Below are 13700 nucleotides of genomic sequence, written 5' to 3'. Positions count from 1 at the left end.
TTTATTTTCATATCTTTGGCGAAAATTGTTCAGGTATTATGAGTTTATTCAAAAAGATATTTTCCTCACAAAAGAAAGAGACCTTGGATAAAGGGTTGGAAAAGACCAAAACCACCTTTTTTTCAAAATTAAGTAAAGCCGTAGCTGGTAAATCCAAGGTAGATGATGATGTCTTGGATAATCTAGAGGAGGTCTTGGTTTCTTCCGATGTGGGTGTCAACACCACATTAAAGATCATAGATCGTATAGAAGCCCGAGTAGCCAAGGATAAGTATATGGGCACGGACGAACTGAATTCCATTTTGCGCGAAGAAATCGCAGCTTTGTTGTCAGAGACGCATTTAGGGGAAGAAAGGGAGTTTGGTATTCCAATCGATAAAAAACCCTACGTGATCATGGTGGTCGGTGTCAACGGGGTGGGTAAAACGACTACTATCGGAAAGTTGGCCTATCAATTCAAAAAACAAGGACTTAAAGTGGTTTTAGGCGCGGCAGATACGTTTCGGGCCGCGGCTATCGATCAATTACAGGTTTGGGCCGATAGGGTGGATGTTCCTATTGTAAAACAAAAAATGGGTAGTGATCCGGCATCGGTTGCTTTCGATACCTTGAGTTCTGCAGTTACCCAGGATGCGGATGTAGTGATTATAGATACTGCTGGGCGATTGCACAACAAGGTGAATTTAATGAATGAGCTTACCAAGGTGAAACGGGTCATGCAGAAGGTGGTCGATGATACTCCACATGAAGTATTATTGGTGTTGGATGGGTCCACTGGGCAAAATGCATTTGAACAGGCTAAACAGTTTACCAAGGCTACCGAAGTAACTGCTTTAGCAGTAACAAAATTGGATGGCACTGCTAAGGGGGGCGTGGTCATTGGGATATCGGACCAATTTCAGATTCCGGTAAAATATATCGGTGTTGGCGAGGGCATTGAGGATCTACAGGTCTTTAACAAGTATGAGTTCGTAGATTCATTCTTCAATATAGAAAATTGATAAAGACCCTACGTATTCACAATTGCACCTATCTAATCGATTAGCTCCTTGATCTTACCCCAAAGTTCGTTGTCAAATGAGGTTGGTCCAAATTCCTCTGAATTGGCAGCATCACCCATGCGAACAATGACCAAGCCTTGACTAGGCACAACGTAAAGCTTTTGGTCAAAGGCACCAAGTCCGGCATAAAGATCGTCAGGTGCTGAGGGAATTAATTTACCTGAATATAATTCTTCTGATTCTGGTAGTCTAAAACCATTTTTACCGTTCAGCCAATAGAGGTAACCGTATGATGGGTTTAAAACCTGGGAGGAATTGATCGCGCTTGTAAAATAGTCTTGGTCTTCCAGTATCGCTGTGGTTTCCCAATATCCTTCGTTTAGGTTTAAAAGCCCAAAACGGGCCATACTTCTAGCCGTACTGAAGTACAGATTAAGATACCCCGTTTTGATCCAAGTACCTTGCATTCCTATTCTATCACGGACCTTGCTATTGAAATACGTTTTAAAATCTTGGTTTGTAGCTGCTGCCACAATATCATCCAATAAGGAATATGTTGCATTATGGTAGTACCAAAACGTGTTGGGATCCCCTTTATAAACTAAACATTCCTTATCGGTACAAAAGTTGTTTTCCACGGTATAATCCAGTCCTGTGGTCATGGTTAAATGATGTTTTACGGTGATATTTTGCTCTTGTTGGGGTGTGAGTAACGACCATCCCACGCCCATATAATCGGATGAAGGATCATCAATTGATAAAAATCCTTCTTGTTGGGCGATTCCGACGGTCATGCTCGTCAATGTCTTGGCGGCAGAGTTCCAAGAATGATTTTGTGTTGCATCAAAATCACCAAAATATTTTTCGACCACCATTCTTCCATCTTTCAGAATTATAAATGCATCCGTGTTATTTTCTTCTAAAAAATCGTAGAGCGATTGTTCCACAGCTTCATTCCAGTCTAATTCGGACATGGAAATGGATTCCCATTCATTGCCATTCAAAGGAGGGAAATACATGCCCAATGGTTCTGGCCATTCATTTTCTGGGGTATCATTGTTGTTACTGCAACCTATGATCAGAAATAAAGACATAAAAATAAAAGGAAGTGAAATTGGTTTCATCTGTCGATTATTTGGGTTTTGATTTTTAAATCCTTAAAAGGTTTAACGTAAAATTGGAAGAAATCGTCTTAATTCGTAATAATTACTGCCTCAAGTTGTATTTTTGCAGCCCATTAAAAGCTATGCGTACAAAATCACTTAAGAAAAACAGAATCAATGTAGTAACCCTAGGCTGTTCTAAGAACGTCTATGATTCAGAAGTGCTTATGGGGCAATTGCGCGCTAATGACAAAGAGGTGGTGCATGAAGAGGAAGGCAATGTTGTGGTTATCAATACCTGTGGGTTTATCGCTAATGCCAAGGAAGAAAGTATAAATACCATTTTGGAATATGTAGGTAAAAAAGAGGCTGGGACTGTTGACAAGGTTTTTGTAACGGGATGTTTAAGCGAGCGTTATAAGCCAGATCTGCAAAAAGAGATCCCTAATGTAGATGCGTATTTTGGCACTAGTGAACTACCGAATTTGTTAAAGGCATTGGGAGCAGATTATAGGCACGAGTTGATTGGTGAACGCTTGACTACCACCCCAAAAAATTACGCCTACCTTAAAATTGCCGAAGGATGTGATCGACCTTGCTCCTTTTGTGCCATCCCCTTGATGCGCGGAAAGCATAAAAGTAAGCCTATTGAAGACTTGGTCACGGAATCAGAAAAATTGGCCGCTAAAGGAGTAAAAGAATTGATTTTGATCGCCCAGGACCTTACCTATTATGGACTTGATTTATATAAAAAGCGAAATCTTGCCGAATTACTGCAAGAATTGGTCAAGGTGGAAGGTATTGAATGGATTCGGTTGCATTACGCATTTCCAACTGGTTTTCCGATGGATGTGTTGGATGTTATGAAGCAGGAGCCCAAGATCTGTAACTACCTCGATATCCCATTGCAGCATATCTCCGATGCTATTCTTAAGAGTATGCGCCGAGGTACTACTCAGGAAAAAACCACTAAGCTTCTCCAGGATTTTAGGAACTATGTTCCAAATATGACGATTAGAACCACTTTGATCGTGGGTTATCCCGGGGAAACCGAGGAAGACTTCCAAACGCTAAAAGATTGGGTAACGGCCATGCGTTTTGAACGCTTGGGCTGTTTTACATATAGCCATGAGGAAAACACCCATGCTTATCATTTGATCGATGATGTTCCTGAGGAAGTAAAACAAGAACGTGCCAATGAAATCATGGAAATTCAATCCCAGATTTCGTGGGAGTTGAACCAGCAAAAAATAGGAAAAACGTTCCAATGTATCATCGACCGTAAAGAAGGTAACTATTTTGTGGGCAGAACAGAGTTCGATTCTCCCGATGTGGATAACGAAGTATTGATAGATGCTTCCAAATTCTATGTTAAACAGGGTGAATTTGCCATGATAAAAATCATCGAAGCTGCCGATTTCGACCTTTATGGAGAACCTGTATATCCAGGTATAATTCCATCAGAAGTATAAGAAGCTTCAATTTTCATGCGATTGCCAGATAGGGTAGCATAAAAATAATTTCTATTTTTAGGAAACCTTATAACCATTACCAGACCCATCATTATGTTATATATCCTCGCTTTAGTCCTTTCCTTGGCATTTATCATATTGGGAATAGTAAAATGGAAAATCCATCCTTTTTTTGTGCTGCTCATCGCCGCTATTGGCTATGGGTTTATAACTGGAATGGAAATCCCCAACATTTTAGCGGCTATTAATGAAGGTTTTGGCGGACTTATGGGCAGCATAGGCCTTATCATTTTTTTTGGGGTGGTTATTGGTACGGTTTTGGAAAAATCAGGAGGTGCTATGGTAATCGCAGTGAGGATGATCGATATTATCGGTGAAAAATCAATTCATTTAGCCATGTTGCTGACCGGGTATATCATGTCGATACCCGTTTTTGCCGATAGTGCCTTTATCATGATGAATTCTTTGAACAAGGCATTGTCACATAGGGCAAAAAAGTCGTATGCAGGAACTTCGGTTGCTTTGGGATTGGGGCTTTTTGCTACCCATGTCATGGTACCGCCGACCCCAGGGCCTATTGCGGCGGCAGGTATATTGAATGCTGATTTAGGGAATGTCATTTTTTGGGGCATTATAGTGAGTTCAATCGCTTTGGTCCCGAGCTATTTTTTTGCGGTAAAGTTCGCCTCGAGGACAAAGATTCCTATTATTTTGGAAGAGGTAAAAGTAAAAGGGTATCAACCTAAACTGTTTACGTCATTGTTGTCAATCTTTGTGCCCATACTCCTTATCGTAGTGAAATCAATTTTTGACTATCCCGATGCCAATTTAAAGTCGAACCAACTTTATCCGATGATTTCATTTTTAGGGACACCGGTTATCGCCTTGTTGATAGGGGTGGCACTCTCCCTGATGCTACCTAAGAAGTTGGATGATAAAGTATATTCGGCTACAGGATGGTTCGGAGACGCTTTAAAATCGGCGGCCCCTATAATCTTGATAACAGGGGCTGGAGGGATTTTTGGTAAGATGTTGCAGAACTCCGGTATCGCCGAATTGATAACGGAAAACTTCTCGGATTTGAGTATCGGTCTGTTTTTGCCTTTTTTACTGGCGGCATGTTTAAAAACCACACAGGGTTCATCTACGGTGGCCTTGATTACCACCGCTTCGATCATTGCCCCCATGATGCCGGCCTTGGGCTTGGAAAGCTCCATGATGACCACAATGACCGTTTTGGCCATAGGTGCGGGATCTTTGGTGGTTTCCCATGCCAATGATAGTTTTTTCTGGGTGTTTACCCAATTGACCGGTATGGATGTAAAACAAGGAAATAAAACCTTGACCCTAGGAACCTTGATTCTTGGGGTATCGGCAATCTGTGTAATTTATGGAATCACATTTTTTGTAAATTAAATCAATCGACCATAAAAAGGGCATTTGCAAAGAAGAGTTTTCCATTTTCCCAAAAACCTCTGAACAACGGATTATCCACCATATATATCACATGGCCAGAGCCATGGGATTCTACCCCGAACACCAAGGTGTTTGCAATTTTCTGTTGTGCTTCACTTCCTGCAAAGCCTGCTACGGGGATATTTTGATTTCCTTCTAGGTAAACAACAGATCCATTAATTAAATAATTATAGGCATCAGATCCCAATTTTAAAGTGAAGTAGGTATCTTGATACCCATAGGCCAAAGGATGGGTGTTGTCTACTTTTGCTTTGAAAATGGCCCCGGTTATGGCTTTTTTCATGGATTCCCTCTGGGATTCGTCAAATACCTGCAAGTGCTCAGTGGAGTCTTTTTCGACTTCCTTGGTCTTGATTTCAAAGCCATCTTCCCCTGTGAGCCCCTTTATGGCCCCACCCATGGCAATAAGTTTGCCTCCATCCGATACCCATTGCTTTAATCCCTCCACTTTTTTCCCATCCAAGAATTTTTTGTAACCATATCCATTGGGTAAAATAAGGATATCGTATTCCGAAAAATCCACACGTCCCATATAATCCGAATCGATTACCGTTATAGGATAGTTGAGTTGTTGTTCAAAAAAATGCCAAACTTCACCAAATTGAAGTGTTGAAGTGGGTTCTCCAGATAGCAAGGCAATTTTTGGTTCCTTGATCATTTGTACATATTGGGATCCAAAATCTTTCCCCGAATCAACCAAACCTGTTGGAGTAGCGGTTAATGATATGTTATACTTATCGGCGATTTCACCAAGGGATATTAGAAATTTAGGGTTGTTCTTATTGTCTCCTTTGGTGATGATCAGGCTCCCTCTTTCGAATGATTTGCCATCAAGTTCGAAGGGCTTGAAAGAACGACGGACTTTTATTTTATTTTTTAGCATATCCGCTAGGAACTCTGCATCTTTAAAACTATTCCATTCTGATATATAGGCGTAGGCCATCTCGTTCAATACTTGTTTTCCGCTCTTTTTCCCAACATAGGGTTCGCTAGGTATTATTCCTGGTGATGCCAACGCCTCCAGACCATAGGCATATGGCAGAGACCACGCTGTGATATCATAGGTGACCGAATCACTCAACTTAGCATTTGGCTCTAACAATACCTTTACCAGTGTACTCTTCGGTTGGTCCATGGATACCACCAAACTATTGCTTGTTGTTTTCATACTACCCATTTTACCGGTATCATATTTAAGACCCTTAATAGTGCTGGCTTTAGCCTGTCCGTACTTAATTTCATGTTTATCCAATAATTGGGTCAATATCTCAATATTATCGGGATTACCATTCAATATGTAGCTTTTGTGCCTGTAATTCTTGTTTTTATAAAACTTTCTGAATTCCTCGTTCAATGTTTGTGCATTTTTGGCGGCCACTTCCACTGTGGACAATCCTGTGGTTCTATGATGGGCGATTCTATCATTCAGGGTTAGTGTATCCCCATTACCAGTCACAATCCCCAATCCGGCCCTACCACTTCCTCCTTGTTCATACGTCATGCCAATGCCACCATTATAGATGGGATATGTATCCCCATAACTGGGATAGAGTAAATCAAAAACCTCTTTTGTAAAGTATAACCAACCATTGGCATCGAAATATTTTGCATGGTTTTTAGCAATGGTTGTCTGAAATTCCCTTTGAAATGGGGTGATGACCTCGTGATAAGGTTCGGCAGCCGGAGCAAAATAATAAGGACTATCGACGCTTTGTTCATGAAAGTCCACATGAACATGGGGCAACCATTGATTATAGACTTTCAGTCTACTTTGGCTCTCGATTTGGGTAAGCCAGGCCCAATCCCTATTTAGATCGAACATATAATGATTACTACGTCCATTCCACCAGCCCTCATGGTGTTCCTTGCTATTGGGATCAATATTGTTCGGGGTATTCTTATGTTGGTTGTACCAATTCACATAACGATCCCGGCCATCGGGATTAATACATGGGTCTATGATCACTATGGTATTCTCCAAATAGGCCTTTTTATCGGTAAGTAGATCATATATGGTTTGCATTGAAGCCTCTGTACTTACACTTTCATTTCCATGAACGTTATAACTTAGCCAGACAATGGCCTTGGATGCATTGCTTTCACCCTCGGTACTTCTCAAGTGTTCAGTGCGTATATTTTCAAGATCCTTGATGTTCGGAGCAGTGGATACAATGGCCAGAAGCAAAGGTCTGCGTTCATTTGTTATCCCATATTCTTGCAACAATACCTGTTCCGGGGCATTTTTGGCCAGATACTTAAAATAATCCACGACCTCATGGTGTCTTGTGAATGTGGTACCCAGTTCATAGCCTAGGAATTCTGAAGGCGATTTTAGGCTTTGTGCAACTGTGGAAAAGGCTATAATTAAACTGGTGAAGAGTAAAAATCGCTTCATTTTTGGTATTTAGGTTTATTGCGGTCTAATTTAAGGATTATAGGAATAGATAACCCCAACTTTCTTCAAGTTGCCACCTTTTGCGGATTAAGGGTTAAAGTAATTAACGTATTTTTAGGAACAACAAAATCCAAGAGTTTTATATTTACCTGGATATTTTAGATTTATATGGATATTGACTGTTTACCCTTTAAGCAAACCGGATATTTTTCCGATCTATTTTGTGATTATATTGATGATAAGGAAGAGTTAAGGCCTTTTTACAATCGCTTTCCAAGTATTGAAGGCTTTAAGGAACAGATAGAAGAAAAGTTGGCCAATTATCCAGAAGCTAATCGTTCGATATTATATGATGCACTTCAGGAACAATATAAAGGAGTCCCAATTTCCAAAAGCACCAGGGAGCATCTTATACAACTTAAAGAGCCCATCACATTTACGGTCGTTACAGGACATCAACTTAATCTATTCACGGGACCTTTATATTTTCTCTACAAGATAATATCTACCATTAATCTGACTATTGCCCTTAAGAAAGCGTATCCCAGGTTCAACTTCGTGCCTATTTATTGGATGGCCACAGAAGATCATGATTTTGAAGAAATCAACTTCTTCAATTTCAAGAATAAAAAAATTCAGTGGAATAAGGAAGCAACTGGAGCCGTTGGACGATTGGGCACCAAGGACCTTAAGGGTATTTATGGGACATTCGCCAAGGAATTGGGAGGGGGCACCAATGCTGACGCGTTAAAGGATCTATTTAGAAAGGCTTATTTGGAGCATTCCACCTTGGCCGAAGCAACCCGATATCTTGCCAATGAGCTCTTTGGTCCGTACGGTCTTGTCATTGTCGATGGTGATAATGAGCGTTTAAAAAGGTTATTGGCACCTTATGTCAAAAGGGATATTCTTGACAAGGTTACATTCAAAAACGTTTCTGAAACCATATCCAAATTAAAACAGCTTCCCGAATCCTATGGTATTCAGGTAAATCCACGGGAGATCAACTACTTTTATATAAAGGGACCCCTTAGGGAACGCATCGTTCAGACGAAGGATAAATTCCAGGTTTTTAATACCGATATTCAATTCAACCGGGAAGAGTTATCAAAAGAACTTGAGAATCACCCTGAACGATTTTCCCCCAATGTTATTACCCGCCCTTTGTATCAAGAAATCATCCTTCCCAACTTGTGCTATATAGGGGGTGGTGGGGAATTGGCCTATTGGCTGGAGTTAAGGTCGGCATTTGAAGCCATGGACGTTACTTTTCCTATTTTATTACCCCGGAATTCAGCGCTCGTACTGACTGTTAAACAACAAAAGAAATTAGATAAAATGGACATATCGGTGGCCGATCTTTTTTTGAGTAGAAATCATTTTATCAATAAAAAAATCAGGGAAATTTCCAATATTAATATCGATTTTTCGCCACAGAAAGATACATTGAAAGAGCAGTTTAAGGGGATGTATGAGATTGCCTCCCAAACCGATGCCTCTTTTCTGGGTGCTGTAAAGGCGCAGGAAGTAAAGCAATTAAAAGGTCTGGATGCCTTGGAAAATCGGTTGCTTAAAGCGCAAAAGCGCAAGTTGAAGGACCATGTAGAACGAATGACCTCATTGCAGAATGAATTATTTCCGGGGCAATCGCTACAGGAAAGACATCTCAATTTTTCAGAATTGTATTTGGAGTATGGCGAGGGGTTGATCCCTATACTTATGAAGGATCTTGATCCCCTGAAAATTGATTTTGCCATTCTGCGCCATTAGGGGAAATTTTAGGGGTTCTTCCACCACATTCCCGTATTTTTGTACAAACTTTATTTGATGCACAATATTGATATTGAGTTGGTAGAAATGACCTTGGACGTCATGAAATATGCGATCAATCGAATTACGAATTCAACACCCGAACTGGGGAAACCAAAAAAGGAGGAAGAACTTCGTCAATTGGTCGGAGAGACAATAACGGCTAAAGGTATTGGGGGTGAAAACGCATTTCGTCTTTTTAGGGATGTATTGGTCAAGGCCACGGTACCTATAGATCATCCCCGACATCTTGCATTTGTTCCAGCATCGCCTACGCGAGCGGCCATTATGTTCGATTTGGTTACTTCGGCCTCTAGTATTCATGGCGCATATTGGATGGAAGGGGCAGGTGGTATCTTCTGCGAGAATGAGGCCATGAAGTGGTTGGTCTCCCTAACTGGATTGCCCAATGGGGCATTTGGGGTATTTACAAGTGGTGGTACTGCGGCAAATCTTTCGGCCATGGTGACTGCACGGGAAAATTGGCGAAAAAATCCTGAAAACATCAATGTAAAGGCCCTGATAATTACATCTGAGGGAGCCCATTCTTCAATTAAAGCCATGGCAAAGGTCATAGATGCCGATGTGCTGTTGGTTGAGACTGAGGATTTGATGACTGCAGAAGCGCTCAAGGAGAAAATCCTAGGATTGGATGCCAACCAACGTAAACGATTATTTGCCGTAGTGGCAACAGGTGGTACAACCAATGCCGGCATCATTGATGATCTGGATGGCATCGCCGATGTATGTGTCGAGGAAAATCTTTGGTTTCATGTAGATGCCGCCTATGGTGGTGGTGCCTTGGCCGTAGATAATGTAAGGCATTTGTTCCATGGAATCGAAAAAGCGGATAGTATCACCATCGACCCTCATAAATGGCTTTTTTCCCCATATGATTGTGGGGCGGTTATTTATAAAAACCCAGAATTGGCCAAAGAGGCCCATTCCCAAGAAGGTTCTTATCTGGAGATTTTCAAGGATGAAGGAGCAGATGGTTTTAACCCATCAGATTATCAAATACAGTTGACGCGTAGGTTAAGAGGGCTTCCGTTGTGGTTTTCTTTGGCCATGCACGGTACTGATAAATATAAATGGGCCGTGGAGGAGGGTATAAAATTGGCGAATTTGGCTGGGGAACTTATCGAAGATCATAATGACCTTGAATTGATTCGGGAACCAAGCTTGTCCTGCGTGCTTTTTCGGCGTAAAGGATGGGCCCCTGAAGATTATAAGAAATGGTCGTACAAGAACCATGATGAAGGTTTTGCCCTAGTAACACCCACTAAATGGAAATCAAAAGGAATATCGGAAACGGTTGCCCGGTTTTGTTTTATCAACCCGGATACGACTATCGAGGATATTGTTGCAATCTTGGCATCGATGGAGTGAAAATGATTTTAAGGAACCAGGAACTCTTTTGACCAATCCTGATTTTTCTTATAAAATTTGATTTTGATATGACCCTTCCTATTTAGTTTTAAGTATTCTATTCGAAAAGGTTCAATGTCCACAATAGAAAAGAAGTCGCCTTCTTTTAAGTATTCCAATGAATCTGGGCTGGTAATGGTTGTACCGGGAGCTTCCTTGGTCAGATAGTCTTTTTTCTCTTCGGCCCCTATCCCTTCCCAAGTTTTTTGAATTTGGAATTGGTCAGAATTAATACGTGCCATGGCCTCTATACGCAATTGCAGAAGTTTGGTCGGATGGTAGAATAAGAGAGTCACTCGAGGATTCTCTTTAATGTGAAGTACTTTTTTTGAACGCTTGTCCGTAAAAAAGGTCAATTTTAAATCTTCAGAAACATTTCTCAGGGCAACAAGTCTTAATCTGGCAAATTTATCAACACCTAAAGTGGCGATGGTAAAATAATGGAAGGGATGCCTTTTTTCCAAGGCACCATTTTGTAATTCCAATTTTATTTCATCAAAAAAACTCTCCATTTAGTTTCAATTGTAATGTGCCAGATAAAGATAATAAAAATGAACATGCAAAGGGGTTAATCGATATAGAATACACAAACCAAAGGGGATGTTTGCCAAGGAATTGTGGTTCACTGTTTAAAAAAAAGAATTAATTAAAAAAAAGGTAGGGTATTTTAATAGTTGGTTGTTATATATACAAATTGCTATGAATTGGAAAATTTAGTTTAATAATCAATTCGTTCATGTGTTAGGTTGGTTTTTTGATTTTGATTTAAAAAGCCTCGATGTAGGGTCGAGGCTTTTTTATTTTTATTAAGGTCGTTTAAAGTGGGACTATTTTACAACCACTTCAGAAAGAAATCCATGATATTTTCCTTAAACTCGTAATGCAATTTTATATAGTGCCTCAAATCTTCATATAACGAGCGTTTTTCATATTGTAGCTGACCATCTATATTTTTGTAATGATCGGCACTGTGAAGATTACCTAATTTGGCACGGCAACGATGTAATAATTTCGTAATCGCATCACGCTCGATCATTATTCTATTCTGAAAGCTCTCCAGTTCGTACGACGACTTTTCAATATCTTCCCTTCCGGCAATTTCCTCCAGTTTCTTTTGAAACAAAACCAATTCTGACTTATGGAACTTCAACTCCCTTTTCCAAATTTCCAAATTAAAGGTAAGATCACTTGAATATACTGCTTCTGTCTGCATATTATGTGGTTTTATGTTTAAAATTAATAGCGATTAGTTCGTTTTATAAAAATAGCGATTTTCTCTGAAAACCCCTCTAAAAAAGAAAAGAAATAGGAGGGGTATATAAGGCAAAACCTAACTTTTTACATTTTAATTCCTAGCCAGCTTTAAAATTGGAATTACCCACTATGGGCGATATGCCTTATTCTTGTTTATAAGTTTTTGTTTTGTTGGATAAATATCCTCTTAAGAAGCTTTCTTGGTTTTTGCATTTTACTATTTTTGCCCATGCAAAACAACGTCCTAATACTAGATTTTGGTTCCCAGTATACGCAACTCATCGCTAGGAGGGTGCGGGAACTGAATATTTTCTGTGAAATTAAGCCCTATAACAAAGTACCTCAGGATATGTCGGTCTATAAGGCCGTAATTCTTTCTGGGTCACCATTTTCTGTCCGATCTGAGGATGCACCGCATCCCGACCTTTCCCAGATAAAAGGGAAGATACCACTTTTGGGTGTTTGTTATGGGGCCCAATATTTGGCCCATTTCCATGGAGGTCTGGTAGCACCATCGAATACAAGGGAGTATGGCCGTGCCCGGTTGACAAATATAAAGAACGATGAACGTTTCTTTTACGAAATCACGGATGGTACACAGGTTTGGATGAGCCATAGTGACACTATACAAAAATTGCCGGAAGGGGCCGTGATTATGGCGAGTACGGGTGATGTTGAAAATGCGGCTTATAGAATAGAGGGTGAGGATACCTATGCTATCCAATTCCATCCTGAGGTATATCATACTACCCAAGGAAAATTAATATTGGAAAATTTCCTGGTCCATATTGCCGGATTAAAACAATCCTGGACCCCTGATGCTTTCGTGGAAACTACTGTGGCGGCGCTAAAGGAAAAAATCGGTGATGATAAAGTGATTCTAGGATTGTCGGGTGGCGTAGATTCCACCGTTGCTGCCGTTCTATTGCACAAGGCCATCGGTAAGCATTTGCATTGTATTTTCGTGAACAATGGCCTGCTTCGTAAAAATGAGTTCCAGGATGTGTTGGACCAATACCAACATATGGGGCTGAATGTGAAAGGGGTCGACGCTTCGGCACGCTTTTTGGATGCATTGGCTGGAGTTAGCGATCCTGAAAAAAAACGTAAGATCATTGGCAAGGTCTTTATCGACGTTTTTGATGATGAGTCACATTTGGTCGAGGATGCAAAATGGTTGGCGCAAGGCACCATATATCCTGATGTCATTGAATCCGTTTCGGTTACAGGAGGGCCATCAGCCACCATAAAGAGCCATCATAATGTTGGGGGATTACCTGATTTTATGAAATTGAATGTAGTGGAACCGCTTAAAATGTTGTTTAAGGATGAGGTACGAAGAGTCGGGGCAAGTTTGCATATCGATGATGAACGACTGGGTCGGCATCCATTTCCTGGACCTGGATTGGCCATTCGTATTCTTGGGGATATAACCCGTGAAAAGGTAGCTATTTTGCAAGAAGTAGATGCTATTTTCATCAATGGATTAAGGGAATGGGGCCTTTATGATAAAGTTTGGCAGGCCGGAGCCATGCTTTTACCCGTAAATAGTGTAGGGGTAATGGGTGATGAAAGAACATATGAAAAATGTGTAGTTTTACGTGCGGTAGAAAGTACCGACGGTATGACCGCTGATTGGGTAGATTTGCCCTACGCGTTTTTACAAAAAACGTCCAACAGTATAATAAACAAGGTGCCGGGCGTAAACAGAGTGGTTTATGATATTAGTTCTAAACCCCCGGCTACCATAGAATGGGAATAG

General features: G+C 40.6%; 10 protein-coding genes. 6 read left to right on the top strand and 4 right to left on the bottom strand.

Features of this window, described 5'->3' with window-relative positions; all coding sequences use genetic code 11:
* The first annotated feature begins 38 nt into the window (after window positions 1–38).
* Window positions 39–1001 (top strand): signal recognition particle-docking protein FtsY, encoded by a 963-nt coding sequence (gene ftsY, locus HPE63_RS15715; protein ID WP_188315234.1) that lies wholly within the window; start codon window positions 39–41, stop codon window positions 999–1001.
* Window positions 1002–1033: 32 nt separating this feature from the next.
* Here ftsY and HPE63_RS15710 read toward each other — a convergent pair whose 3' ends face one another.
* Window positions 1034–2125, bottom strand: a complete 1092-nt coding sequence (locus HPE63_RS15710) for a serine hydrolase domain-containing protein (RefSeq protein ID WP_188315233.1) — start codon at window positions 2123–2125, stop codon at window positions 1034–1036.
* Window positions 2126–2247: 122 nt separating this feature from the next.
* Here HPE63_RS15710 and rimO point away from each other — a divergent pair, with 122 nt between their 5' ends.
* Together rimO and HPE63_RS15700 are read left to right on the top strand one after the other, a co-directional pair.
* Complete coding sequence (gene rimO / locus HPE63_RS15705) at window positions 2248–3576, top strand: 30S ribosomal protein S12 methylthiotransferase RimO (protein ID WP_188315232.1); 1329 nt, start codon at window positions 2248–2250, stop codon at window positions 3574–3576.
* Window positions 3577–3669: 93 nt separating this feature from the next.
* The gene (locus tag HPE63_RS15700; protein ID WP_188315231.1) at window positions 3670–4992 is read left to right on the top strand and encodes a GntP family permease; all 1323 of its coding nucleotides are present in this window, start codon (window positions 3670–3672) and stop codon (window positions 4990–4992) included.
* Between the two features lies 1 nt (window position 4993).
* Here the strand turns inward: HPE63_RS15700 and HPE63_RS15695 are convergent, their stop codons facing one another.
* On the bottom strand, window positions 4994–7447 hold the full coding sequence (locus HPE63_RS15695; RefSeq protein WP_188315230.1) for a M14 family metallopeptidase: 2454 nt from the start codon (window positions 7445–7447) through the stop codon (window positions 4994–4996).
* Window positions 7448–7615: 168 nt separating this feature from the next.
* Here HPE63_RS15695 and bshC point away from each other — a divergent pair, with 168 nt between their 5' ends.
* The gene (bshC, locus tag HPE63_RS15690) at window positions 7616–9217 is read left to right on the top strand and encodes a bacillithiol biosynthesis cysteine-adding enzyme BshC (RefSeq protein ID WP_188315229.1); all 1602 of its coding nucleotides are present in this window, start codon (window positions 7616–7618) and stop codon (window positions 9215–9217) included.
* A gap of 57 nt (window positions 9218–9274) precedes the next feature.
* Complete coding sequence (locus HPE63_RS15685) at window positions 9275–10645, top strand: pyridoxal phosphate-dependent decarboxylase family protein (RefSeq protein WP_188315228.1); 1371 nt, start codon at window positions 9275–9277, stop codon at window positions 10643–10645.
* 8 nt (window positions 10646–10653) lie between these two features.
* Here HPE63_RS15685 and HPE63_RS15680 read toward each other — a convergent pair whose 3' ends face one another.
* A complete protein-coding gene (locus HPE63_RS15680) occupies window positions 10654–11196 on the bottom strand; it encodes a pyridoxamine 5'-phosphate oxidase family protein (protein WP_188315227.1) in 543 nt (180 codons plus the stop codon).
* A gap of 320 nt (window positions 11197–11516) precedes the next feature.
* Window positions 11517–11897, bottom strand: coding sequence for a hypothetical protein (locus HPE63_RS15675; protein ID WP_188315226.1), 381 nt, complete (start codon window positions 11895–11897; stop codon window positions 11517–11519).
* Between the two features lie 270 nt (window positions 11898–12167).
* On the opposite strand from HPE63_RS15675, the gene guaA reads away from it, so the two are divergent.
* The gene (gene guaA, locus HPE63_RS15670; RefSeq protein ID WP_188315225.1) at window positions 12168–13700 is read left to right on the top strand and encodes a glutamine-hydrolyzing GMP synthase; all 1533 of its coding nucleotides are present in this window, start codon (window positions 12168–12170) and stop codon (window positions 13698–13700) included.

The sequence above is a fragment of the Maribacter arenosus genome (assembly GCF_014610845.1).
Classification (GTDB): domain Bacteria; phylum Bacteroidota; class Bacteroidia; order Flavobacteriales; family Flavobacteriaceae; genus Maribacter_A; species Maribacter_A arenosus.
Note: the sequence above shows the minus strand (reverse complement) of the source record. Positions and strands in the feature narration are given on the sequence as shown.